The 22,852-nt window shown below is 65.6% G+C and carries 22 protein-coding genes and 1 pseudogene; 7 read left to right on the top strand and 16 right to left on the bottom strand.

All coding sequences use genetic code 11. The features are described from left to right. Window positions 1–17: 17 nt before the first annotated feature. The gene (locus ACNFH5_RS06500; protein WP_081517453.1) at window positions 18–290 is read left to right on the top strand and encodes an HPr family phosphocarrier protein; all 273 of its coding nucleotides are present in this window, start codon (window positions 18–20) and stop codon (window positions 288–290) included. Between the two features lie 12 nt (window positions 291–302). Here the strand turns inward: ACNFH5_RS06500 and ACNFH5_RS06495 are convergent, their stop codons facing one another. From ACNFH5_RS06495 to pmbA, 6 genes and pseudogenes are all read right to left on the bottom strand, one after another. Then, entirely contained in the window at window positions 303–1,196 is an 894-nt protein-coding gene (locus ACNFH5_RS06495) for a ZIP family metal transporter (RefSeq protein WP_416744969.1), read from the bottom strand. Between the two features lie 22 nt (window positions 1,197–1,218). Continuing rightward, window positions 1,219–1,845: a superoxide dismutase gene (locus ACNFH5_RS06490; RefSeq protein WP_416744842.1), complete on the bottom strand. Its 627-nt coding sequence runs from the start codon at window positions 1,843–1,845 to the stop codon at window positions 1,219–1,221. Between the two features lie 27 nt (window positions 1,846–1,872). Next, a complete protein-coding gene (locus ACNFH5_RS06485) occupies window positions 1,873–2,322 on the bottom strand; it encodes a hypothetical protein (RefSeq protein WP_416744841.1) in 450 nt (149 codons plus the stop codon). Window positions 2,323–2,351: 29 nt separating this feature from the next. Continuing rightward, a pseudogene (locus ACNFH5_RS06480) lies at window positions 2,352–2,459 on the bottom strand (hypothetical protein); the annotation flags it as partial. Beyond that, complete coding sequence (locus ACNFH5_RS06475; RefSeq protein ID WP_416744840.1) at window positions 2,440–2,655, bottom strand: hypothetical protein; 216 nt, start codon at window positions 2,653–2,655, stop codon at window positions 2,440–2,442. The pseudogene ACNFH5_RS06480 and the gene ACNFH5_RS06475, both read right to left, overlap by 20 nt. Window positions 2,656–2,803: 148 nt before the next feature. Then, window positions 2,804–4,153, bottom strand: coding sequence for a metalloprotease PmbA (gene pmbA, locus ACNFH5_RS06470; protein WP_416744839.1), 1,350 nt, complete (start codon window positions 4,151–4,153; stop codon window positions 2,804–2,806). Between the two features lie 116 nt (window positions 4,154–4,269). Here pmbA and yjgA point away from each other — a divergent pair, with 116 nt between their 5' ends. Beyond that, window positions 4,270–4,794: a ribosome biogenesis factor YjgA gene (gene yjgA / locus ACNFH5_RS06465; protein ID WP_239746551.1), complete on the top strand. Its 525-nt coding sequence runs from the start codon at window positions 4,270–4,272 to the stop codon at window positions 4,792–4,794. A 40-nt stretch (window positions 4,795–4,834) separates the two neighbouring features. Here the strand turns inward: yjgA and tldD are convergent, their stop codons facing one another. The 8 genes from tldD to mreB form a co-directional block, all read right to left on the bottom strand. After that, window positions 4,835–6,277 (bottom strand): metalloprotease TldD, encoded by a 1,443-nt coding sequence (gene tldD / locus ACNFH5_RS06460; protein WP_045209576.1) that lies wholly within the window; start codon window positions 6,275–6,277, stop codon window positions 4,835–4,837. Between the two features lie 2 nt (window positions 6,278–6,279). Continuing rightward, the gene (locus ACNFH5_RS06455; RefSeq protein ID WP_416744838.1) at window positions 6,280–7,128 is read right to left on the bottom strand and encodes a carbon-nitrogen hydrolase family protein; all 849 of its coding nucleotides are present in this window, start codon (window positions 7,126–7,128) and stop codon (window positions 6,280–6,282) included. A 54-nt stretch (window positions 7,129–7,182) separates the two neighbouring features. Next, complete coding sequence (locus ACNFH5_RS06450; RefSeq protein WP_416744837.1) at window positions 7,183–11,001, bottom strand: YhdP family protein; 3,819 nt, start codon at window positions 10,999–11,001, stop codon at window positions 7,183–7,185. A 158-nt stretch (window positions 11,002–11,159) separates the two neighbouring features. Then, complete coding sequence (gene rng, locus ACNFH5_RS06445; protein ID WP_088421210.1) at window positions 11,160–12,617, bottom strand: ribonuclease G; 1,458 nt, start codon at window positions 12,615–12,617, stop codon at window positions 11,160–11,162. A gap of 47 nt (window positions 12,618–12,664) precedes the next feature. Continuing rightward, window positions 12,665–13,249 (bottom strand): Maf family protein, encoded by a 585-nt coding sequence (locus ACNFH5_RS06440; protein WP_416744836.1) that lies wholly within the window; start codon window positions 13,247–13,249, stop codon window positions 12,665–12,667. Between the two features lie 60 nt (window positions 13,250–13,309). Then, window positions 13,310–13,798, bottom strand: a complete 489-nt coding sequence (gene mreD, locus ACNFH5_RS06435) for a rod shape-determining protein MreD (RefSeq protein ID WP_416744835.1) — start codon at window positions 13,796–13,798, stop codon at window positions 13,310–13,312. After that, entirely contained in the window at window positions 13,798–14,856 is a 1,059-nt protein-coding gene (gene mreC, locus ACNFH5_RS06430) for a rod shape-determining protein MreC (protein WP_416744967.1), read from the bottom strand. The genes mreD and mreC overlap by 1 nt, the downstream gene beginning before the upstream one ends. Window positions 14,857–14,949: 93 nt before the next feature. Further along, window positions 14,950–15,987 carry a rod shape-determining protein MreB gene (gene mreB / locus ACNFH5_RS06425; RefSeq protein WP_017518164.1) on the bottom strand — a complete coding sequence of 346 codons (1,038 nt, stop codon included), beginning with the start codon at window positions 15,985–15,987 and terminating at the stop codon, window positions 14,950–14,952. A gap of 239 nt (window positions 15,988–16,226) precedes the next feature. Here mreB and gatC point away from each other — a divergent pair, with 239 nt between their 5' ends. The 5 genes from gatC to ACNFH5_RS06400 are packed head-to-tail and all read left to right on the top strand — an operon-like array spanning window position 16,227 to window position 20,286. Continuing rightward, window positions 16,227–16,514, top strand: a complete 288-nt coding sequence (gene gatC, locus ACNFH5_RS06420) for an Asp-tRNA(Asn)/Glu-tRNA(Gln) amidotransferase subunit GatC (protein ID WP_015475813.1) — start codon at window positions 16,227–16,229, stop codon at window positions 16,512–16,514. Between the two features lie 19 nt (window positions 16,515–16,533). Further along, window positions 16,534–17,988: an Asp-tRNA(Asn)/Glu-tRNA(Gln) amidotransferase subunit GatA gene (gatA, locus tag ACNFH5_RS06415; RefSeq protein ID WP_416744834.1), complete on the top strand. Its 1,455-nt coding sequence runs from the start codon at window positions 16,534–16,536 to the stop codon at window positions 17,986–17,988. A gap of 14 nt (window positions 17,989–18,002) precedes the next feature. Further along, a complete protein-coding gene (gene gatB / locus ACNFH5_RS06410) occupies window positions 18,003–19,448 on the top strand; it encodes an Asp-tRNA(Asn)/Glu-tRNA(Gln) amidotransferase subunit GatB (RefSeq protein ID WP_416744832.1) in 1,446 nt (481 codons plus the stop codon). A gap of 54 nt (window positions 19,449–19,502) precedes the next feature. Beyond that, window positions 19,503–19,886, top strand: a complete 384-nt coding sequence (locus tag ACNFH5_RS06405; protein ID WP_416744831.1) for a septal ring lytic transglycosylase RlpA family protein — start codon at window positions 19,503–19,505, stop codon at window positions 19,884–19,886. A gap of 10 nt (window positions 19,887–19,896) precedes the next feature. Next, a complete protein-coding gene (locus ACNFH5_RS06400; RefSeq protein WP_416744830.1) occupies window positions 19,897–20,286 on the top strand; it encodes a carboxymuconolactone decarboxylase family protein in 390 nt (129 codons plus the stop codon). Window positions 20,287–20,387: 101 nt separating this feature from the next. On the opposite strand, the gene ACNFH5_RS06395 is transcribed toward ACNFH5_RS06400, so the two are convergent. Continuing rightward, on the bottom strand, window positions 20,388–21,203 hold the full coding sequence (locus ACNFH5_RS06395; protein ID WP_138521215.1) for a YfaP family protein: 816 nt from the start codon (window positions 21,201–21,203) through the stop codon (window positions 20,388–20,390). A 5-nt stretch (window positions 21,204–21,208) separates the two neighbouring features. Next, window positions 21,209–22,852: a DUF2300 domain-containing protein gene (locus ACNFH5_RS06390; RefSeq protein WP_416744829.1), complete on the bottom strand. Its 1,644-nt coding sequence runs from the start codon at window positions 22,850–22,852 to the stop codon at window positions 21,209–21,211.

The following is a 22,852-nucleotide window of genomic DNA, read 5'->3' as shown; positions in this document are numbered from 1 at the left end:
AAGGACAGCCCCTCGCGATGCCCGCCCTCGAAGTCACCATCATCAACAAGCTTGGCCTGCACGCCCGTGCGGCGGCCAAATTCGTCGGCGTCGCAGGGCGTTTCCCCTGTCAGGTTCGCGTGGGCCGCAACCCCGAGAGCACGGTAGACGGCAAGAGCATCATGGCCGTGATGATGCTGGCCGCCGGCAAGGGCACCAATCTGCATCTCGCTGCCGAAGGCGAGCAGGAAGACGAAGCGATCAAGGCGCTGGTCGACCTGATCAACAACTACTTCGACGAAGGCGAGTGACGCGCCAGGCCTTCAGCCTAGCGACGTATCCAGCACCATCATCAGACAGAAGCCGATGATCAGCCACTGGGTGGCCTGCGCCGCATGACCGCGCCGCTGTGATTCGGGAATGATCTCGCGCACCACCACATAGAGCATCGCACCCGCCGCCGCGGCCAGCCCCCAGGGCAGGAACATCCGCGAGATGCCGATCAGCCAGGCGCAGAGCACCGCGAACAGCGGCTCCACCAGCCCTGAGGCCGCCCCGGCCAGCGCTGCCTTGCCACGTGACACCCCAGCTCCTGCCAGCACCAGCGCGATCGCCAGCCCTTCCGGTACATCCTGCAGCGCGATACCCAGCGCGAGACCACTGGCGCCCTGCACCTCTCCTCCAGCGGCAACGCCCACGGCCATGCCCTCGGGAATGTTGTGCAGGACGATAGCGGCGACGAAGAGCAGGATACGCGCCGGTACTTTGCCCTCGGCTGCGCCCTGGATATTTGTCTGGGCGTCTTCGAGCACCCGGCCGAACACCGCCAGGCCGAATGCGCCCAGCGCCAGGCCCAGACTGACCAGCAGCGACGCGAGCCAGGTGGACCGTCCGCCCGCTTGCGCCGCCTCCAGCGCGGGGAGCAGCAGCGAAAATGCAGTGGCCGCCAGCATCACCCCGGCGCCAAAGCCGAGCATGGCGTCCGCAATCCGAGCCGGCATGCTGCGCACCAGCAGCACAGGCAAAGCGCCCAGGGCAGTGCCAAGGGCGCACAGCATGCCGCCATGCAGTGCCAGGTACATCGGTGCCGACAACGCCAGGCGTGCCAGCAGCATCAGGTGCTGGACCACGAGCACACCGCCGCCAAGGACGATGCTCAGCCCCAGCAACCAGCGCAAATTACGCCCTCCGCTTTCACGCAGACTCTGCACGATCAGACGCATGGGGTGACCTTCGGTTTCATCCTTTTCCCCGCGCCTGCAGCGCCAGACGGTAACGACGAAGCACTTCAGGCCAGGCGACGACGTTGTAGAAAGCGGCAATGTATTCCGGCCGACGGTTCTGATAGCGCAAGTAGTAGGCATGCTCCCAGACATCCAGCCCGAGGATCGGCTGATTGCCCTGCATCAGCGGGCTGTCCTGGTTGCCGGTGCTCTCCACCTGCAGCTTGCCCTGCGGGTTGACGGTCAACCACGCCCAGCCGCTGCCGAAACGGGTCAGCGCAGCCTTGGTGAAGGCCAGGCAGAAGGCGTCGTAGCCGCCCAGTTCCGCATCGATGGCCTGACGCAACTCGTCCTGTGGCAGACCGCCACCATCCGGCGCCATGACGGTCCAGAACAGCGAGTGGTTGGCGTGGCCACCGCCGTTGTTGATCACCGGAGCGCGCAATGCCTCAGGCAGGCGATCAAGGCTCCCCAGCAACTCCTCCACCGGAACCTCCACTAACTCCGAGCCTTCCAGTGCGGCGTTCAGATTGTTGATGTAGGTCTGGTGGTGCTTGCTGTGATGGATTTCCATGGTCTGCGCATCGATGTGCGGCTCCAGCGCATCGTAGGCGTACGGCAAGGCAGGCAGGACGTGAGGCATCTTGGTTCCTCCGGTTCGTAGCGGACGTCAGTGGTAGCGCATCGAATGCACGGCAGTGAACAGGCCCGGGCGCAGTTCGACCGCCCCCTGGCGGCGCAGCAGGCGCTGGGTGCGCGGATAGGTGCCGTGCTCGCCGATGAAATTGAGCAGCTCGACGTAGGTGCGGCGGCTGTGCTGCACAGCCGCCGCGCGCAGGTCCGGGCATTTGCGCAGGTCCTCGCCCAGCACCAGCAGGCGCTCGTGGCAGGCGCACAGGTACTCGGCGGTTTCCTCCGGCTGGCCCAACTGCAGGTGCAGGTCGCCGAGGTTGTGATGAGAGATGACGAAGGCCATCACCGCTTCCTCGGGATCGTGCCAGCGGTCCAGCAGGACCTGGGCCAGCGCCAGCGCGTGGAGGTAATGCTCACGGGCATCGATCAACTCGTTACGAATGAAGCAGCGGTTGCCCAGTTCGATGGTGCGTTGCCAATGACGCATGGCAGGTTCCTCCAGCGGGTGGGGCGGAGTCAGAGTCCGCCGGCGGTGAGCTTCTCGGGATTGAGCAGTTGCTCGAGACGAGCGCGGTCCAGATCGATGCCCCTTAGAGCAGAGAACTCAAGCGCAACATCGGCCACGGCTGCTGTCGAGCAACAGCTGGAAGCACTTCTCGAACAGGCGCCAGGCCGGCACCGGTTCCCAGGCCGCCAGGTAGCGCGCCTCGCCGATGTACTGCTCGACCAGCCGCGGTTCGTTCGGCTCCAGGGCGCAGCGGATGCGAGTGCCCAGCAGGTACCAGCGGTCAGTGATCGAGCTGTCGACTTCGGCAAACATGGCAATCTCTCAATCGATAATGCGATTGATTATTGTTTGCAAGAATCAAAAAAACAAGCCTACCTGACGCAATGCGCTGGATGGCCTGCCTGGAGAATGAGTCGAGGAAGGGCTGGAAGCCGCGGCCAGCGGGGCCGCGGCGAGGGGATCAGTTGCCGGCGACCATCATCTTTTCGATGAGCACGGAGCCGGTGTGCAGATTGCCGCGATACTCCACGTCGTTACCGATGGCGACGATGTTGCGGAACAGGTCGCGCAGGTTGGCGGCGACGGTGACTTCCTGTACCGGGAACTGGATTTCGCCGTTCTCCACCCAGTAGCCGCCTGCGCCACGCGAGTAGTCGCCGGTCACCAGGTTGACGCCCTGCCCCATCAGCTCGGTGACCAGCAGGCCACGGCCCATGCGGCGGATCAGAGCGGCCTGGTCCTCGTCGCCATGGCTGACGAACAGGTTGTGCACGCCGCCGGAGTTGGCCGTGCTGGGCATGCCCAGCTTGCGCCCGGAATAGGTGCCCAGCACATAGGAAACCAGCTCGCCGCCTTCCACGAAGGGCTTGGCATAGGTCGCCAGGCCATCGTTGTCGAACGAGGCACTGCCCAGCGCGCCACGCAGCAGCGGGCGCTCATCCAGGGTCAGCCATTCCGGGAACAGTCGCTGGCCCAGCGCGCCCTCAAGGAAGGACGACTTGCGGTACAGGCTGCCGCCGGAGATGGCGCCGAGGAAGTGGCCGAACAGGCCCACGGCAACTTCCGGGGCGAATAGCACGGGGACTTCGGCAGTCGGCACCGGGCGCGCGCCCAGGCGGCTGGCGGCACGTTCTGCAGCACGACGGCCGATGGACTCAGGGGTGGCCAGCAACTCGCCGCGACGATTCACGTCGTACCAGTAGTCGCGCTGCATCTGCCCTTCGCCTTCGGCGATCATCACGCAGCTGAGGCTATGACGGGTGCTGGCATAGCCACCGACAAAGCCGTGGCTGTTGCCGTAGACGCGACAACCCTGGTGGGTGTTCAGCGTAGTGCCGTCGGCTTTGGTGACACGTTTGTCAGTGGCAAAAGCCGCGGCCTCGCAGGCCAGTGCGCGCTCGATGGCCTGGTCGGGGGTGATCGACCAACCGTGGTACAGGTCCAGGTCCGGCAGGTCACGGGCCATCAGCGCCGGGTCAGCCAGGCCGGCACAATCGTCTTCGGAAGCGTGCTTGGCGATCGCCAATGCCGCCGCCACGGTCTCGCGGATGGCGTCCGCGCCGGTCGCCGAGGTGCTCGCCGAGCCCTTGCGCTGGCCGACGTAGAGGGTGATGCCAAAGCCCTGGTCGCGGTTGAACTCGACGGTCTCGACTTCCCCCTGGCGCACCGAGGTGGACAGCCCCTGCTCCACCGATACCGCCACCTCGCAGGCGCTGGCGCCCTGCCGGGTGGCCTCGGCGATGATCCGCTCGACCTGCTCGCGCAGTTCGGGAAGGACCTCCGGGCTCACTGCCGGGTTGTGTTCGCTCATTGCATGCCTCTCCTGTTCATGGTCCGGCCCCGCCATCAGGCGGCGGCAACCGGCGCGGGCCGGACAAGCGGCCCCTGACTCGTTATCATGACGGCGTTTTCAACGAGACCCCCGCCATGGCTGAAATTCACGATGACGACTCGTCCTTCGATGAGAAGAGCAAGTCGCAAGTAAAACGCGAAATGCACGCGCTGCAGGAGCTCGGCGAGCGCCTGACCACGCTCAAGGCCGACATGCTCGACCGCATGCCGCTCACCGATCCGCTGCGCCGCGCACTGGAAGAAGCGCCCAAGCACAAGGCCAACGCCGCCAAGAAACGCCACCGGCAGTTCATCGGCAAGCTGATGCGCGACCAGGACGTCGAGGCCATCCTCGCCCTGCTGGAACAGGTAGACACTTCGACCCGCCAGTACAACGAACGCTTCCACGCCCTCGAGCGCTGGCGCGATCACCTGATCACCGGCGGTGACGCGGCGCTGTCCGCCTTCTTCGGCGAATACCCGGAAAGCGACCGTCAGCATCTGCTCCAGCTGATCCGCCACGCCCAGCATGAGGCCGCTCACAACAAGCCTCCGGCCGCGGCGCGGAAGATCTTCAAGTACATCCGCGAGCTGGACGAGATGAAGCGCGGCCTGCGCTGAGCGGCCGCACCCTTCCCTTCCAGGCCCACCGGCAACGGCCTCAGGCGCCCGTGCCGCCGACGGTGATCGCGTCGATCTTCAGGGTCGGCTGACCGACACCCACCGGCACGGACTGGCCGTCCTTGCCGCAGGTGCCCACGCCGCTGTCCAGCGCCAGGTCGTTGCCGACCATGGACACCCGGCTCATCACTTCCGGACCGTTGCCGATCAGGGTCGCGCCCTTCACCGGGCGAGTGATCTTGCCGTTCTCGATCAGGTAGGCCTCGCTGGTGGCGAAGACGAACTTGCCGCTGGTGATGTCCACCTGGCCGCCGCCAAGGTTTGCGCAGTAGATGCCGCGCTCGACGCTGGCGATGATTTCCTGCGGATCGCTCTGCCCGGCCAGCATGTAGGTGTTGGTCATGCGCGGCATCGGCAGGTGCGCGTAGGACTCGCGACGGCCGTTGCCGGTGCGCGCCACGCCCATCAGGCGGGCGTTGAGCTTGTCCTGCATGTAGCCTTTGAGGATGCCGTTCTCGATCAGCACGTTGCAGTTGGTTGGCGTGCCTTCGTCGTCCACCGATAGCGAACCGCGACGGCCGGCGATCGTGCCGTCGTCGACGATGGTGCACAGGCTGGACGCGACTTTCTCGCCAATGCGACCGCTGTAGTTCGAGCTGCCCTTGCGGTTGAAGTCACCTTCCAGGCCATGGCCCACGGCTTCGTGTAGCAGCACGCCGGACCAACCAGCGCCCATCACCACCGGCAGGCTACCGGCCGGCGCGGGAACCGCTTCGAGGTTGACCAGGGCCTGGCGCAGCGCCTCGCGGGCGTAGCTCATGGCGCGGTCTTCCTGGAGGAAATACTTGTAGTCGGTACGACCGCCGCCGCCGTGACCACCACGCTCACGGCGGCCGTTCTGCTCGACGATCACGCTGACGTTGAAGCGCACCAGCGGGCGGATGTCCGCCGCCAACGATCCGTCCGCCGCGGCGATCAGCACCTGATCCCAGACACCGGCGAGGCTGACGGTGACCTGCTGGATGCGCGGGTCGAGGGCGCGGGTGGCGGCGTCGATCTTCTGCAGCAGCTCCACTTTCTCGGCGCGGCTCATCACGTCCAGCGGGTTCTCGCCGGCATACAGACGCGTCGGCACCACCGCCTTGAAGGCCTGCACCTTGCCGTTCTGCCCGGCGCGGGAAATCGAACGAGCGGCGCGAGCGGCCTGGATCAGCGCCTCATGGTTGATTGCGTTGCTGTAGGCGAAGCCGGTCTTCTCGCCGGACTGCGCGCGCACGCCGACGCCCTGGTCCATGTGGAAACTGCCCTCCTTGACGATGCCGTCCTCCAGCATCCAGGACTCGGAGACCTGGCTCTGGAAGTACAGATCGGCGGCATCGATTCCGGGCCCGCTCAGCTCGTGCAGGATCGGCGACAGCTGGTCGATATCCAGACCACCGGGGGCCAGCAGGTGCTGACTGACGGATGACAACAGTTCGCTCATATTCACTCCGTACGCGCCGGTCGTGGTTCGACCGGCGGGAAAAATCTTCTGTGCCGGGCAATCGGCATGCGCTGCCGGATCGCCGCCTGTTCCTCGCTGTCGCGCTCGGCCAGCAGCACCGCCTCGCCCTTGGCCTGTTCGGCGAGGATACGCCCCCAGGGGTCGACAATGGCCGACTGGCCCCAGGTTTCCCGTCCTTTGGGGTGGGTACCGCCCTGCCCGGCCGCCAGCAGGTAACACTGGGTCTCGATGGCACGGGCACGGATGAGGATTTCCCAATGCGCCGCCCCGGTCACCGCGGTAAACGCCGAAGGGGCGCTGATCAGCTCAGCGCCGGCTTCGCGCAGCGCGGTGTAGAGCTCGGGGAAACGCAGGTCGTAGCAGACCGTCAGCCCCAGGCACCCGACCGGCGTATCCGCCACCACCACGCGCTGGCCGAAGGCGTAGTCGTCCGACTCGCGATAGCGGCCACGGGCGTCGGCGACATCCACGTCGAACAGGTGCAGCTTGTCGTAGCGCGCCGCCACTTCGCCGCGCTCGTCCACCAGCAATGAACAGGCGTTGGCCTTCGCGTCCGGCTGGCCTTCAGGCGGCAGCGGCAGGGTACCGGCGACTATCCACAACCTGAGGTCGCGGGCGGTGCTTTTCAACCAGGGCAGGATGGGCCCTTCGCCAAGGGCTTCGGCGCGGCCGATGTCCGCCAGGTCACGACGGCCCATGGCGGCGAAGTTTTCCGGCAGCACGGCGAGACGCGCGCCGCTCGCGGCGGCCTGCTCGAGCAGGCGACGGGCGGCGGTGAGATTGGCCAGGACATCGTCCTGGCTGACCATCTGGATGACGGCAATGGACATGGCTAGCTCCGGTAATGCCTGGGTTTCATGCTAACCGATGCCCGGACAGTCTGCTCAATGGGGTTTTTCGAAGGGTTTCTCGAAGGTGATCGCCGGGCTCTGCCATGGGCCCTTCACGCTGTACTGCACGCTGGCAAAACGCGCGACCTTGTCGCCCAGCAGCTTGTCCACCACGAACAACGCACCGCCGATGGCTGGCGCACCGACGATCAGCGCTGCCAGAGGCAGGTTGTTGGTCACCGGCAGGGTCACCAGCAGCTTGGCGTCGATCTGATCGTGGGCGAGGTCCAGCGTGCCGTTGAGCTCCAGGTTGCTCGACGGACCATCCAGGCGCAGCGGCTCGCGGGTAAAGAAGACGCCGTCGGTGGCGGTGAGCACACCCTTCACGCGGTCGTAGCTCAGGCCCTTGCCGAGCAGATCGGAGAAGTCCAGCCGCAGGCGGCGGTTGATGGCGTTGAAGTTGAGCAGGCCGAAGACCCGCAGTGCGTTGGCACCTCCCTCCACCTCGACGAACTGCCCCTTGCGCAGGCTGGCGTCAAGGGTTCCGCCGAAGCGCCGCAGGTTCAGCGCCGCCGGCGAGCCCGGCCAGTTGCCGTTGATGTCCACACTGAAGCGCTCGCTGGTCACGCTGGGCGCGAAGTCCCAGGCCTTGAGCACGTCCCCCAGGTTCTTGCCCTCGAGCTTGCCCTGGAAGGTGCTGCGCGCGCTCGCTTCCACACCGTCCCAGCGCAGGTTGCCTTTCACCGAGAGGCCGCGCAGGTCCAGGTTCACATCGTTGAAGCCCACGCCGGTCGGCGTCGGGCGCAGATTGAAGCTCCAGGCGCCGACCGGCTTGCCGGCCTTCAGCACCTGGCGAATGGTCACGTCCATCGGTGGCAGGGTGCGCGGGTCGATCTTCGCCATCGGGTCGGGCTGCTCGACCGCCTTCGCGGAATCGATGGCCTCGCCCTTGGGCAGGTCGATGCGGTCCAGAGCGATCTGGATCGGCTTCACCTTGCTGTCAGGCAGGGTGATCTTGCCGGTGACCAGCGAGCTGACCAGCCCGACCTGCCAGCTGCTGTCGACGCGGGTCAGGTCCAGCGTGAGGTTGTCCAGCGTCTGGCCGAAGCCCTTGAAACGAGCGATCTGCAAGTCTGCGCCACGCAGCAGCCCGGCAGCGCCTTCGACACCGGTGTTGGAGTACTTCTTCGCGACCGCCATCCAGGCATCGGCATCGACTTCATCGACCTTGCCGCGCACCTGAACGCCGTTCCAGTTGGGCAGCACGGCCGGATCGCCCCCCAGGCGCAGCACGCCACGGCCTGCGAGCGGCTGGTCAGCCGGTGCGGCGTAGGCCAGGCTGGCACGGTCACCATAGGTCGCCCAGTAGCGCCGCTCGGCACCATCCAGGGTCATGCGCCACTCACTTTCGCGTGTTTCCTGCGCGGCCTTGCCCAGCGGTGCCGGCAGGTCGATGGTGACGCCCTGCAGGTTCGAGGCGACCTGCAACTGGCTGTCCTTGCCATCGAGCAGCAGGTTGAGCTGGAACGGAACGCGCCCGTCCACCGGCAACTGCTTCTGCACCTTGCCCCAGTCGAGCAGGGTCTTTACCGGCACCTGGCCAGCCACCAGCACGCGGGTACGCGGATCGCCATTGCGACCTTCGGCGCGAATGCTGCCGGTAACGCGGGCCCCAAGCACCTGGGCGGAGACGTTCTGCCCGCTCAGGCCGCTGTCGGTGTCATAACGGAACTTGCCCTTGACCTGTTCGAGGTTCAGTTCAGGCTTGGCAATCTTCAGCTGCGCCTTGTCGGTATCGAAATCGACGATCACCCGCGCCTTGCTCGCCTCGCCCTTGGCCAGGGGAATATCGAGATTGAGATGGCCGTTCAGGTCGCCCTTGCCTTCCCAGCCGGCAAAGGTATGAGTGGCGCCAATCGGCGAGTCCTGGAGGATCTTCAGGCCGTCGACGAGGTTGCTGTCGATATCGCCGTTCACGTGCAGGTGGGCGACTTCACCCGGATTCGAATGGGGTATCTCCACCGAAACATCGCGCACCTGGCTGTTGAGGATCTGCCCGCTCGTGGCATTGATGCTCACGCCACTATCCTCGACACGCACCTCGCCCTCGGCCTTGCTCAGGCCTGGCCAGCCGGGCTGGTAATCGAGCACGCCGTCATGAACCTTGAAGTACAGGCTCATTGCATGGGCCTCGGGCGCCGAGCCCTTCTGCAGCGAGCCCTGCCAGAGGAAATAGCCCTGCTCGATGCGGCCGCTCTTGATGGAGCCCTTGAGCCAGGCGGCGAGGTCCTTGCTCATCTGCGGGATCACGGTGGGCAGGTACTTGCTGGTGAAGCGCGCGTCGCCATGGCTCATGCCGACGCGCAGGTCCATGTAGTCCTCCTGCGCAGGGTCGCGCATCAGGCGGATCAACATGTCGCCGGCGATGGTGCCTTCCTCGCCCTCCACCTGCATCAGGTGGCTGCCAAGGGTGAAGGCTTCGTCGTTGAGCTGGAAGAACATCCGCGTGTACGCGGTGCGGTAGTGCCAGGGTTCGGGGAACAGCGTGGCCAGGTGCAGCATGAAGTCCTGGGCGTTGGCGTCCAGCGTGCCGCCGCCGAGGTTGCCGCTCAAGGTGCCGTCGACATTGGCCACCGCGGGAACATCATGGAAGGCTTTGACACCGACCTTTTCCAGATTGGTGGCATAGACGACGCGCTCGGCGCCCTCGCGCTGCGGCCAGTAGTCGAAATTCACGTTGTGCAGCACGCCGCTCGGCTTCAGGCCATCGAGCCATTCGACGACCTTGTCCGGCAGCGGCGCCAGGGCGGTGATGGTCGGGCCCAGCGGAGTCAGGTCAAGGCGGTCGGCACGCAGTTGCCAGTGCTCCTCGTCCTTCATTCGGCGAGTCAGTTCCAGCTCCACCTCACCCCAGCGGGTATCACCGATGTTCGCCGCCAGATCGGCGACGCGCAGATCAAAATCGTCACCGTTTCGCTGGAAGAACAGGCCCACACCCAGATCGCTCAGGCTGACCGGCTTGCGCCCGGCCAGCGCGGCCTCGATCTTCGGCGCATTCAGACGCGCCACCGCGGAAACCGGCACGCCCTTGTCGATGGTCGCCCAGAATTCGCCACCGGCCTTGGCCTGGGAGAGTTTCCAGGCGCCAGTGAGGCGCTCGGGCAGCCATTTCGCCCAATCGGCCTGAGGCAGGCTGAGATACAGCTGAGCCGAGCTTTTCGCCCAGTCGTCACGGTTCAGGCGGGTTTCCAGACGCGCCGCCACTGGCTCACCACCGGGCAGGCTGAGGCGAGCTTCCAGGCGCTGACGGCTGCCGCTGCGCAAGGTCATGCCGACATAGTTCAGCGACAGAGGATTGGCCTGCTGCGGCAACACCGTCAGTTGGCTGTCCATCAAAGACAGGCGACGCGGAGTCAGCAGCAGGTCGATGAGCTTGCGCGGATCGGTGTCGCCGCCACGGCTCGGCAGGCCGTCGGCGTGCCACTTGCCTTCCTCGTCCTCGCGCAGGGTCAGGTGCAGGCCTTCCAACTCCAGGGCATCGATGCGCGGTTGACGCGCCATCACGCTGCCAAGGATGTCCGGCGTCAGCCGTACACGCTCCAGGCGCAGCGAGTCATTGCCCTCGCCCAACTGGATGTCGCGCACCACGATGATCGGGCTGAAGGCATGCCAGTGCCCTTCGAGCGCACCGATGGCCACCGGCAGGCCCAGTTGCTCACTGGCCTTCTGCGCGAGTTCGTCGCGGTACTCCGCCACCAGAGGCACCAGTTGCCGGCCAAGGCTGACGTATAGCGCTAGCAACACCAGCCCCAGCGCCAGAAGGCCCAGGACGATGCGCAGGGAAGTGGCGAACAGGTGGCCGGCGCGCTCCATGTCAGCCGGCTACCTGTGAAGTGAAGCGAAGGGTCATCTAGCGGCCTCCCAGCCACGCAAGGTCGAACCTGGTCTGACAGTGTGCGTCAGACAAAGCTCCAAAATACCCCATTGCAGAGCGGCCGATTGCACAAAGCCCACGCCGTGCGATCCGCCGCTCAAAGCAGGACAACGTCGTACTGCTCCTGGGAGTACATGGCCTCGACCTGGAACTTGATGGGACGACCGATGAACAGCTCCAGATCGGCGACATTGCCAGACTCCTCGTCCAGCAGTCGGTCCACCACTTTCTGGTTGGCCAGCACCAGGTAGGAATCGGCCTGGTAGGCCCGCGCCTCGCGGAGGATCTCGCGGAATATCTCGTAGCAGATGGTCTCGGGGGTCTTCAGCATGCCGCGGCCCTGGCAGCTCGGGCAGGGCTCGCAGAGCACCTGCACCAGGCTTTCGCGGGTGCGCTTGCGGGTCATCTGCACCAGGCCCAGTTCGGTGATGCCGATGATGTTGGTCTTGGCATGGTCGCGTTCGAGCTGCTTTTCCAGGGTCCGCAGGACCTGGCGGCGGTGCTCTTCGTCCTCCATGTCGATGAAGTCGATGATGATGATCCCGCCCAGGTTGCGCAGGCGCAGCTGGCGGGCAATGGCGGTGGCCGCCTCGAGGTTGGTCTTGAAGATGGTTTCTTCGAGGTTGCGGTGGCCAACGAACGCGCCGGTGTTCACGTCGATGGTGGTCATCGCCTCGGTCGGGTCGATGATCAGGTAACCGCCGGACTTGAGCAGCACCTTGCGCTCGAGCGCCTTCTGCACCTCGTCTTCGACCCCGTAGAGGTCGAAGATCGGCCGCTCGCCGGGGTAGTGCTCCAGGCGGTCAGCGATTTCCGGCATCAGTTCTTCGACGAACTGCGTGATCTTCTGGAAGTTCTCCCGGGAATCGACGCGAATCTTCTCGATGCGCGGATTCACCAGATCACGCAGGGTGCGCAGGGCCAGGGACAGGTCTTCGTAGATCATCGTCGGCGCGCCGACGGTCTGGATCTGCGCGTCGATCTGGTCCCAGAGACGGCGCAGGTAGCGGATGTCGGCGAGGATCTCGTCCTCGCCGGCGCCCTCGGCAGCGGTACGCAGGATGAAGCCGCCGCGCTCGACGATGCCCTCAGCCTCAACGCACTTGGCGACCACCTGCTTGAGGCGCTCGCGCTCGTGTTCGTCCTCGATCTTCAAGGAAATGCCGACATGGCTGGTGCGCGGCATGTAGACCAGGTAGCGCGAGGGGATCGACAGGTGCGTGGTCAACCGCGCGCCCTTGGTCCCGATCGGGTCCTTGGTGACCTGCACCACCAGGCTCTGCCCTTCGTGCACCAGCGCGCCGATGCTCTCCACGGCGCTGCCCTCGCGGGTGGAAATCTCCGCCGCGTGGATGAATGCCGCTCGCTCCAGCCCGACATCGACGAAAGCCGCCTGCATGCCCGGAAGCACGCGCACGACCTTGCCCTTGTAGATGTTGCCGACGATCCCGCGGCGCAACGTGCGCTCGACGTGGACTTCCTGCAGGACGCCGTTCTCCACCACCGCCACGCGCGATTCCATCGGCGTGATATTGATCAGGATCTCTTCGCTCATGCGCCCTTCCTTATCGCGCCCGGAGTCGTGCCAGCGCTATTTTCCGATCAAGACTGCCAGCTGGCGATGGAGAAGTCAGCCAGCAATGCCGCGGTTTCACACAAAGGCAGGCCGACCACGGCGCTGTAGCTGCCCTCTACGCGGCTGACGAAGATCGCCGCGAGGCCCTGGATAGCATAGCCACCTGCTTTATCCTGGGGTTCGCCGGTCTCCCAGTAGCGCTCGGCTTCCTCGGCGTGAACCTCGCGGAAGGTCACCCGGCTGCTGACCACGCGCGCCTCGCAGCGGTCACGGTCGGCCACCGCCACGGCAGTCAGCACCTCGTGCTCGCGGCCGGACAGCGCCTGCAGCATGGCCAGGGCGTCGTCGCGGTCCACCGGCTTGCCGAGGATACGGCCGTCCAGCACCACGGCGGTATCGGCGCCGAGCACGCAGACGTCGGCGCGCTGGGCGAGGAAATTCAGCCCGGCCAGCGCCTTGCTGCGCGCCAGGCGCTCGACATAGGCGAGCGCCGACTCGCCGGACTCGGGCGTTTCATCGATGGACGCGGGCACTATGTGGAACGGCAGGCCGATCTGGGTGAGCAGCTCGCGGCGACGCGGCGAACTGGAGGCGAGGTACAGCTGGGCCATCAGGGACTCCGAAGCGGGCCCGCGCAGCGCGAGCCCGGTGATTCACCCGCAAAGGGGCGATCAGTTGATGTTCAGGCGCAGCCGCAGGGCCCGCAGCAAGGTGTAGACCCAGGGCCAGAGCAGGGCGCTGACCAGTGCCGGCAGGAGGAACACCAGGGTCGGCGGGCGGTTGCCGGTCAGGGCGCTGATCCACAACTGGACCAGTTGCGCGAGGCCGAAGACCACCAGCAACACCAGGCATTGCTGCCAGATGGGGAACATGCGCAGGCGCTGATGCAGCGAGAGCACCAGGCAGATGATCAGGCTCAGGATCAGCGCGTTCTGCCCCAGCAGGCTGCCGTAGAGCACGTCCTCGGCGACGCCGAGCACCCAGGCGCTGAGCATCCCGACCTTGTGCGGCAGATAGAGCACCCAGTAGGTAAGGAACATTGCCAGCCACAGCGGGCGACCGATCTCCATGAAGCTGGGCATAGGCGCCACCGACAGCAACAGCGCCAGCAGCAACGTCAGCCAGACGGCCCAGCCATTGTTGGAACCCTGGGTAGCCATCAGTGACGAGCCCTGGCATCGGGGTGCGATGCCGGCGCACCAGGTGCGGCCGGGTCAGCAGCATTGGTGCCGGCCGGATGGGCTGGCTGTGCGGCAGGAGCGGCAGGCTGCGCGCCCTCATGGGGCTGCGCGGCGGGAGCGCCAGGCGCTGCCGGTGCAGGCTGTGCCGGCGCGCCAGACTCGGCGGCCTTGCGGTCGGCCTCGGCCTGGGCTTCGGCGGCATCGGTGGCGCGCTGCTCGGGGGTACGGCTGTCGCTGAACACCAGCAGCACGTAGCGGCTGCGGTTCATCTTGGCCGTCGGCACGGCGCGGATGGTGGCGAAAGGCCCACCAGTGTCGTGCAGCACTTCCTTCACCACCGCTACCGGATAGCCGGCCGGGAAGCGCTGACCAAGGCCGGAGCTGACCAGCAGGTCGCCTTCCTTGATGTCGGCGGTATCGGCGACGTAACGCAGTTCCAGGCGCTCCGGGTTGCCAGTGCCCACGGCGATGGCGCGCAGGCCATTGCGGTTCACCTGCACCGGAATGCTGTGGGTGGTATCGGTCAGCAGCAGCACGCGCGCGGTGTAGGGCATGACCTCGACCACCTGGCCCATCAGACCGCTGGCATCGAGGACCGGTTGGCCCTGGAACACGCCGTCCTTCTCGCCCTTGTCGATCAGGATGCGCTGGGTGAAGGGGTTGGGATCGACGCCGATCAGCTCGCCCACCAGCACCTTGTCATCGACCAGCGCGGAGGAGTTGAGCAACTCGCGCAGGCGCACGTTCTGTTCGGTGAGGGTGGCGAGCTTCTGCAGACGGCGCTGCATCAGCAGCTGCTCAGCCTTCAGGCGCTCGTTCTCGGCCTGCAGTTCGCTGCGGCTGGTGAACTGATCACGCACACCTTCCCAGGCACGAACAGGGAAGTCGGCAATGCCATAGAAAGGACTCAGCACGAGGCCCATCTGGCTGCGTACCGGTTTCAGATAATCGAAGCGGGCATCGACCACCATCAAGGCGACCGACAGGACAGCGAGCACCAGCAGGCGCGCACCCAGCGAGGGCCCTTTGGAGAATATCGGTTTGATGACCGGCTCCTAGCTGTTCGAAGTCGGTTGAAGTTTCACCAGTGCGGGCGAAACGTCAACCGACCTTTACAGGGCTTTCCTACCTTATTCGGTGGAAAGCAGGTCCATCGAATGACGGTCCATCATTTCCAGCGCCTTGCCGCCGCCACGGGCGACGCAGGTCAGCGGGTCTTCGGCGACAATCACCGGCAGGCCGGTTTCCTGGGCCAGCAGCTTGTCCAGGTCGCGCAGCAGCGCGCCACCACCGGTCAGCACCAGGCCGCGCTCGGCGATGTCCGAAGCCAGTTCCGGCGGGGACTGCTCCAGGGCGCTCTTGACCGCCTGGACGATGGTCGCCAGCGATTCCTGCAACGCTTCGAGCACTTCGTTGGAGTTCAGAGTGAAGCTGCGCGGTACGCCTTCGGCCAGGTTGCGACCACGGACGTCGACTTCGCGGACTTCGCCGCCCGGGAAGGCGGTGCCGATTTCCTGCTTGATGCGCTCGGCGGTGGATTCGCCGATCAGGCTGCCGTAGTTGCGGCGCACGTAGGTGACGATGGCCTCGTCGAAGCGGTCGCCGCCGACGCGGACGGATTCGGCGTAAACCACGCCATTGAGGGAGATCAGGGCGATCTCGGTGGTGCCGCCGCCGATGTCGACGACCATGGAGCCACGGGCCTCTTCCACCGGCAGGCCGGCGCCAATGGCTGCAGCCATCGGTTCTTCGATCAGGTACACCTCACGGGCGCCAGCGCCCAGGGCCGATTCACGGATCGCGCGGCGTTCCACCTGGGTGGACTTGCACGGTACGCAGATCAGCACGCGGGGGCTGGGCTGCAGGAAGCTGTTCTCGTGAACCTTGTTGATGAAGTACTGCAGCATCTTCTCGCAGACGCTGAAGTCGGCGATCACGCCATCCTTCATCGGACGAATGGCAGCAATGTTGCCCGGGGTACGGCCCAGCATGCGCTTGGCTTCGGTACCGACCGCCACCACGCTCTTCTGGCTGCCGTGGCTACGAATGGCGACCACGGACGGTTCGTTCAGGACGATGCCGCGCTCGCGCACATAAATAAGGGTATTGGCAGTGCCCAGGTCGATCGACAGATCACTGGAGAACATGCCACGCAGTTTTTTGAACATTGGAAAGAAACCCATAGGTGGCGCGTGGGTGAAAAGTGCGCGGGTAAAAAAGTGCGGCAAACTCTAACAATGACGGGGGTTTTGGGCAAGGCGGCAATTTATGCTAGATTCCTCGTTTTTCGGGCCTGCAGGCCCGTCCCAGCGGCCTTCGACCGTCCGCCGCGGGTTCTGTTCCCTGCCCCACCAATTCCTTCCGGCCAGGTCCAGTTCGAACCGGGCCGCTCTAGCTGGAGACCTCGATGGCGCTTGAACGCTCCGACGTGGAAAAGATCGCCCACCTCGCCCGCCTGGGCCTGGAGGAAGCCGACATTTCGCGTACCACCGACACCCTGAACAACATCCTCGGCCTGATCGACGCCATGCAGGCGGTCGACACCGACGGCGTGGAGCCCCTGGCCCACCCGCTGGAAGCCACCCAGCGCCTGCGTGCCGACGCCGTCACCGAGGAGAACCGCCGCGAAGCCTACCAGGCCATCGCGCCGGCCGTGGAAGACGGCCTTTACCTCGTCCCGAAAGTCATCGAGTAAGCGCTAAGGACACGGACATATGCTGCATCAATTGACCCTCGCCGAAGTCGCCCGCGGACTCGCCGACAAGCAATTCTCCGCCCAGGAACTGGCCACTGCCCTGCTCGCGCGCATCCAGCAGCTCGACCCGCAGCTGAACAGTTTCATCACCGTCACCGAAGAGAGCGCCCTGGCCCAGGCCAAGGCGGCCGACGAGCGGCGCGCCAAAGGCGAGACCGGTGCCCTGCTGGGCGCGCCGATCGCCCACAAGGACCTGTTCTGCACCCAGGGCGTGCGCACCAGCTGCGGTTCGAAGATCCTCGACGCTTTCGTCTCGCCCTACGACGCCACTGTCGTCGAGCGCCTGGCCGACGCCGGCACCGTGAGCCTGGGCAAGCTGAACATGGACGAATTCGCCATGGGTTCGGCCAACGAGTCCAGCCACTACGGGCCGGTGAAGAACCCCTGGGATACCTCCCGCGTGCCGGGCGGCTCCTCCGGCGGCTCGGCTGCCGCCGTGGCCGCGCGCCTGATTCCGGCCGCCACCGGCACCGACACCGGCGGCTCGATCCGCCAGCCGGCCGCGCTGACCAACCTCACCGGCATCAAGCCCACCTACGGCCGCGTATCGCGCTGGGGCATGATCGCCTACGCCTCCAGCCTCGATCAGGGCGGCCCGCTGGCCCGCACCGCCGAGGACTGCGCGCTGATGCTCGGCGCCATGGCCGGCTTCGATCCAAAGGACTCCACCTGCGTCGACCAGCCAGTGGACGACTACCTGGCCGCCCTTTCCAAGCCGCTGACCGGTCTGCGTATCGGCCTGCCGAAAGAGTACTTCGGCGCAGGTCTCGACGGCCGCATCGCCGATGCGGTCATGAAGGTGGTCGAGCAGCTCAAGCAGCTCGGCGCGGTGGTCAAGGAGATTTCCCTGCCGAACATGCAGCACGCGATCCCTGCCTATTATGTGATCGCGCCCGCAGAAGCCAGCTCCAACCTGTCACGTTTCGACGGCGTTCGCTACGGCTACCGCTGCGAAGACCCGAAGGACCTGCAGGACCTGTACAAGCGCTCCCGCGCCGAAGGCTTCGGCGCTGAAGTGAAGAACCGCATCATGGTCGGCACCTACGCGCTTTCCGCTGGCTACTACGACGCGTATTACCTGAAAGCTCAGAAAATTCGCCGCCTGATCAAGAACGACTTCACCAATGCTTTCGCAGAAGTCGACGTGATCCTCGGCCCCACCACGCCGAACCCGGCCTGGAAACTGGGCGAGAAGAACAACGATCCAGTCGCCCAGTACCTGGAAGACATCTACACCATCACCGCCAACCTCGCCGGCATTCCGGGCCTGTCCATGCCCGCCGGCTTCGTCGACGGCCTGCCGGTGGGTGTCCAACTGCTCGCGCCATACTTCCAGGAAGGCCGCCTGCTCAACGTCGCGCACCAGTACCAACTGGTCAGCGACTGGCACAAACAAGCACCGGCTGGGTTCTGAGGAAGGATTACGATATGCAATGGGAAACCGTGATCGGGCTGGAAATCCACGCACAGCTCTCCACCCAATCGAAAATATTCTCCGGCAGCGCCACCACCTTCGGCGCCGCCCCGAATACCCAGGCCAGCCTGATCGACCTGGCGATGCCCGGCACCCTGCCGGTGCTGAACCAGGAGGCCGTGCGCATGGCCTGCCAGTTCGGCCTGGCGATCAACGCCGAGATCGCCGAGCGCAACGTGTTCGCGCGCAAGAACTACTTCTACCCGGACCTACCCAAGGGCTACCAGACCAGCCAGATGGACCACCCCATCGTCGGCAAGGGGCACCTGGACATCACCCTGGAAGATGGCACCGTCAAGCGCGTCGGCATCACCCGCGCACACCTGGAAGAGGACGCCGGCAAGAGCCTGCACGAAGACTTCCACGGCATGAGCGGCATCGACCTGAACCGCGCCGGTACTCCGCTGCTGGAAATCGTTTCCGAGCCGGATATCCGCAGCGCCAAGGAAGCCGTGGCCTACGTCAAGGCGATCCACGCGCTGGTGCGCTATCTGGGCATCTGCGACGGCAACATGGCCGAAGGTTCGCTGCGTTGCGACTGCAACGTTTCGGTACGGCCGAAGGGCCAGGCCGAGTTCGGCACCCGCGCCGAGATCAAGAACGTGAACTCCTTCCGCTTCATCGAGAAGGCGATCAACCACGAAGTGCAGCGTCAGATCGAGCTGATCGAGGATGGCGGCAAGGTCGTGCAGGAAACCCGCCTGTACGACCCGAACAAGGACGAAACGCGCTCCATGCGCAGCAAGGAAGAAGCCAACGACTACCGTTACTTCCCCTGCCCGGACCTGCTGCCGGTGGTGATCGAGCGCGCCTTCCTCGACGACCTGCGCACCCAGCTGCCGGAACTGCCGGACCAGAAGCGCGAGCGCTTCGAGAGCCAGTACGGCCTGTCCGCCTATGACGCCAGCGTGCTGTCCGCCAGCCGCGAGATGGCCGACTACTTCGAACAGGTCCAGACCATCTGTGGCGATGCCAAGCTGGCCGCCAACTGGGTGATGGGCGAGCTCTCCAGCCTCCTCAACAAGGACGGCCTGGAAATCGAGCAATCGCCGGTCTCCGCCGAGCACCTGGGCCATATGATCCTGCGCCTGAAGGACGGCACCATCAACGGCAAGGCCGCGAAGACCGTGTTCGCTGCCCTGGCCGAGGGCGAGGGCTCGCCGGACGAGATCATCAAGGCCAAGGACCTGGTACAGAACACCGATTCCGGCGCCGTCGAGAAGCTGCTGGATGACGTGCTGGCAGCCAACGCCGAGCAGGTCGAACAGTACCGCGCCAGCGACGAAGCCAAGCGCGGCAAGATGTTCGGCTTCTTCGTCGGCCAGGCCATGAAGGCCGCCAAGGGCAAGGCTAACCCGGCACAAGTGAACGAACTGCTGAAGAAGAAGCTCGAAGCCTGAGCCCACACTTCAACGACGCCGGGCTTGCCCGGCGTTTTTTCGTCCGGAGGTTCGATGCTGCGACCCATGGCCCTCATCGGCTGCCTGGCCTTGCTGGCCGGCTGTAGCACCACGTCATATGACAGCGACTCGGAGGTTTCCGGCCGCGGCTACCGCGCCGAAGGTACCGCGTCCTATTACGGCAAGGCTCACCATGGCAAGCGCACCGCCAGCGGCGAGCGCTTCAACCAGAACGCCCTGACCGCCGCGCACCGCACTCTTCCCTTCGGTACGCGAGTCAAAGTCACCAACCTCGACAACGGCCGCAGCGTCGTCGTGCGCATCAATGACCGCGGGCCGTTCGGCCGCGGGCGGATCATCGACGTCTCGAAAGCCGCTGCCGAACAACTCAATATGCTGCGCTCCGGCACCGCGCCGGTGCGCCTGGAAGGTCTCTGAAGGAGCCAGAATGAGCAACGACAACCGCAAGGCCGGCGAGCAGGTTCGCCGCGAAGTGATGGGCGACGTTTTCGTCGATCGTGCGCTGGGCAACGCCACCGACTTCACCCAGCCGCTGCAGGACTTTGTCAACGAGCATGCCTGGGGTGGCGTGTGGAACCGTGAAGGCTTGCCACGCAAGACCCGCAGCCTGATCACCCTGGCCGCGCTGACTGCGCTCAAATGCCCGCAAGAGCTGAAAGGCCATGTGCGCGGCGCACTGAACAACGGCTGCACGGTGGAAGAGATTCGCGAAGCGCTGCTGCATTGCGCGGTCTATGCCGGTGTTCCGGCGGCTATCGATGCCTTCCGCGCGGCACAGGAAGTGGTCGACGCGTGGCAGGCAGACCAGAACGCCTGATTCAGACGTTACGTAGGAGCGGACTCCGTCCGCGATAGGTCCGAATCGCGCCGGATGCCATCGCGAACAAAGTCCGCTCCTACGCAGGCCTGAACATTCATTTATGGATAACTGAACCGCTTCACCAGGGTCAGCTCACCCGGCTGGCGCATCGGGATCAGGAAGGACTCCTGCTTCTCGTTCACCGTGCCCTCCTCTGTGACGATGGTCACCTGCGCCGTGGTCAGCGGCTTGGCTGCATTCACGTCGCCGGAGCTTTCGTCCGAACTCCAGCCGCCACCGTAGTAGTTCACATAGACCAGGTACTGCCCCTTGAGCGGAGTTGGGCTGGCGATGATTTCCGGGCCATAGCCAGTGGTCACGTCGACGTCCTGGGCCGCGCCGTTGGGCAGTGAGCGGTTGCCGTACCAGACGTGCCCGCCATCGGGCGTCACCAGGTGCAGGTCGAGGTCGGTATTGTCCGAATCCCAGGACAGCATGACCCGCAGCTTGGCCGCCACCTCGCCACCACCGCCGCCGTGGTAGAACTGCACGCGCTTGCGCTGCTGGCCGTCCGGGCTGACGACTTCGACGCTGTTGGAGCCCGCCGGGAAGGCGAACGGACGGTCGAACCGTCCGTCACTTTCGACCCGCATCGGCATGGCCACGCCATTGACCACCAGGCGTGCCGGTTCCTTGCTGTCCTTTGGCAACCCACGGATTTCGCCACGGATGCGCGCGGTGTCGGACTGGTCCTCCCGCGAGTTCACCGAGGACGCCGGGTAGTTCACCGTCTGCCGGAAGTCGGCCTTGTCGCCGTCGCCTGAGCGCCAGCCGCCCAGTGGGGTATCCAGGCTGATCGGCGATTCGGCGGCCTGCGCACCCAACGGAATCAGGCTGGCAAGCAGGGACAGGCGGAGCACATGGGCGAGTTTCATGCTGATCATTCCAGTATCAGGCGACGGGCCAGGCTTTCCACGTAGCCCTCGTCTTGTCCATTGGGGTGCGCCTGGAAAGCCAGGTGCAGATATTCATGAGCCAGGTCGAGGCGATCCTGCTGGGAGTAGAGGCCGCGCACGTAGATGCGCTGGCGTTCGCGGTCAACATAGGGCCGGCCGCTGCTCAGGCGGCACACGGCGAAGGACTGCAGCTCCTCATAGCCGGCCTCGGTCTCCAGGCGCGGACGCCAGTCCCGCCGTTGCGCCTTCAGCCAACGCTCCGCCTCCGGTAGCGGCTGGCAGGCGGCGATCGGATTGCTCCAACGGCTGAGGCTGGTGCGCGGGAAAGCGCGAGCGAGGATCGCGTCATAGCGCAGGCCCTTGGCTGCCTGCTCCTGAGCGTCGCGCCAGGACAGTTTCGACTGCCCCGCCTCGTCCGAGTGATAGGTGACGGTGCCACCGGCCAGCACCAGGTCGGCCGTCCAGGCGGCAATACCCCGCGCCGCTTCGCTGGCCGGGCGCGGTGCCACGCGCTGGCGCTGGCTGCTGTCGTCGATACTCAGGCAGTCGCCGCGCGGCGCGCCGTTCTGCAACAGATAAGTGCGGATGGTCACCGCCAGCGCCTTGGCCGCCTCCGGCGGCGTAGCGGACGCCTCGCGATCCAGCACGCGGGCGACGTACTCCTCGCGGGACAGGCGCGCAGTCAGGCGCGGGCCTTCGGCACCGCGCTCGAGGAACAGATCGCCGCTGCTGTTCACATCCAGTCGGACGCCATTGGCGAACAACACATTCTGCCGGCCCGCCAACATGCCTTCGGTGGCAGGTTGATTGCGTACGTCGTAGACCTCTTTCAGCGGATAGCGGCTGAACAGCCCCACCTCCACGCAGCGCCCAGGATCACTGGGCCACGGAGCCGGCAAGGCGGCGCCGATTGCGTTGCCGTACTTCGCCAGCACCGTCTTGCTGGTGCCCGGGCCGCGAGCCCAGAGTGGCGTCCCGTCCACCAGCCACCCGGCAAAGCCACCCTCGCGCGGGCCATTCTCGTCCCAGCTCCAGGTTTTCACCCGCAGGCGGCCGCCCAGTGAAGCCGCGGCGCGACCGTCATCCGCAGCGAGACTGACGTCCAGCAGTACCTTCCGGGCCTGCTCCTGGGCAGGCAGGTGTTGAAGTTGTTCGAGCAGTTCGGCGACCGGGACTTCGGTCCGCGGCGCCAGCTTGTCCAACTGAGTGATCCAGGCCGGCGCATGGCGCGCCTGCCAGTATTGCTGCCAGACCGAACCGTCGACGCCCAGGCGCTGCGGCTGGAAATACAGGCCACAGGACTTCACCAGCGCGGCATCACGCGCGACGCTCTGTCCCGCCGAGCAGCAGTAGACCTCTTCCTTGCTCTCGCCACGGCACTGGTAGGCCGGCTCCTGCTGGCCCGTGTCGCTGAGCCAGGCGTAGACGAACAGCTTCCACAGGCTACCCAGCGGCGCGCGCAGGTCCGCGGGCAGCGGCTGGCGATCAAGCACCTGCTGCGGCCCGAGCCGCAGCAGCTCGTCGCCCTGCGCTGTGCGCCAGGCCAACTGCGCCTGCTCCTGCGAGCTGGGCGCCGCCAGGGCGCTCAGCGGCAACAACAGAATCAGTCCGGCGAGGCGCACGCGCAT

This window comes from Pseudomonas sp. NY15435 (genome assembly GCF_048068295.1).
Classification (GTDB): domain Bacteria; phylum Pseudomonadota; class Gammaproteobacteria; order Pseudomonadales; family Pseudomonadaceae; genus Pseudomonas.
Note: the sequence above shows the minus strand (reverse complement) of the source record. Positions and strands in the feature narration are given on the sequence as shown.

Excerpts from the sequence above, each read along its gene's own strand:
- ACNFH5_RS06450 (WP_416744837.1), bottom strand. The coding sequence starts at position 11,001 with ATGGAGCGCGCCGGCCACCTGTTCGCCACTTCCCTGCGCATCGTCCTG.
- pmbA (WP_416744839.1), bottom strand. The coding sequence starts at position 4,153 with ATGAGCGAACACAACCCGGCAGTGAGCCCGGAGGTCCTTCCCGAACTG.
- yjgA (WP_239746551.1), top strand. The coding sequence starts at position 4,270 with ATGGCTGAAATTCACGATGACGACTCGTCCTTCGATGAGAAGAGCAAG.
- ACNFH5_RS06400 (WP_416744830.1), top strand. The coding sequence starts at position 19,897 with ATGAGCAACGACAACCGCAAGGCCGGCGAGCAGGTTCGCCGCGAAGTG.
- ACNFH5_RS06500 (WP_081517453.1), top strand. The coding sequence starts at position 18 with ATGCCCGCCCTCGAAGTCACCATCATCAACAAGCTTGGCCTGCACGCC.
- mreD (WP_416744835.1), bottom strand. The coding sequence starts at position 13,798 with ATGGCTACCCAGGGTTCCAACAATGGCTGGGCCGTCTGGCTGACGTTG.
- ACNFH5_RS06485 (WP_416744841.1), bottom strand. The coding sequence starts at position 2,322 with ATGCGTCATTGGCAACGCACCATCGAACTGGGCAACCGCTGCTTCATT.
- ACNFH5_RS06475 (WP_416744840.1), bottom strand. The coding sequence starts at position 2,655 with ATGTTTGCCGAAGTCGACAGCTCGATCACTGACCGCTGGTACCTGCTG.
- gatC (WP_015475813.1), top strand. The coding sequence starts at position 16,227 with ATGGCGCTTGAACGCTCCGACGTGGAAAAGATCGCCCACCTCGCCCGC.
- ACNFH5_RS06405 (WP_416744831.1), top strand. The coding sequence starts at position 19,503 with ATGCTGCGACCCATGGCCCTCATCGGCTGCCTGGCCTTGCTGGCCGGC.
- ACNFH5_RS06455 (WP_416744838.1), bottom strand. The coding sequence starts at position 7,128 with ATGTCCATTGCCGTCATCCAGATGGTCAGCCAGGACGATGTCCTGGCC.
- rng (WP_088421210.1), bottom strand. The coding sequence starts at position 12,617 with ATGAGCGAAGAGATCCTGATCAATATCACGCCGATGGAATCGCGCGTG.
- ACNFH5_RS06390 (WP_416744829.1), bottom strand. The coding sequence starts at position 22,852 with ATGCGCGTGCGCCTCGCCGGACTGATTCTGTTGTTGCCGCTGAGCGCC.
- mreB (WP_017518164.1), bottom strand. The coding sequence starts at position 15,987 with ATGTTCAAAAAACTGCGTGGCATGTTCTCCAGTGATCTGTCGATCGAC.
- ACNFH5_RS06395 (WP_138521215.1), bottom strand. The coding sequence starts at position 21,203 with ATGAAACTCGCCCATGTGCTCCGCCTGTCCCTGCTTGCCAGCCTGATT.
- ACNFH5_RS06490 (WP_416744842.1), bottom strand. The coding sequence starts at position 1,845 with ATGCCTCACGTCCTGCCTGCCTTGCCGTACGCCTACGATGCGCTGGAG.
- ACNFH5_RS06440 (WP_416744836.1), bottom strand. The coding sequence starts at position 13,249 with ATGGCCCAGCTGTACCTCGCCTCCAGTTCGCCGCGTCGCCGCGAGCTG.
- gatB (WP_416744832.1), top strand. The coding sequence starts at position 18,003 with ATGCAATGGGAAACCGTGATCGGGCTGGAAATCCACGCACAGCTCTCC.
- gatA (WP_416744834.1), top strand. The coding sequence starts at position 16,534 with ATGCTGCATCAATTGACCCTCGCCGAAGTCGCCCGCGGACTCGCCGAC.
- tldD (WP_045209576.1), bottom strand. The coding sequence starts at position 6,277 with ATGAGCGAACTGTTGTCATCCGTCAGTCAGCACCTGCTGGCCCCCGGT.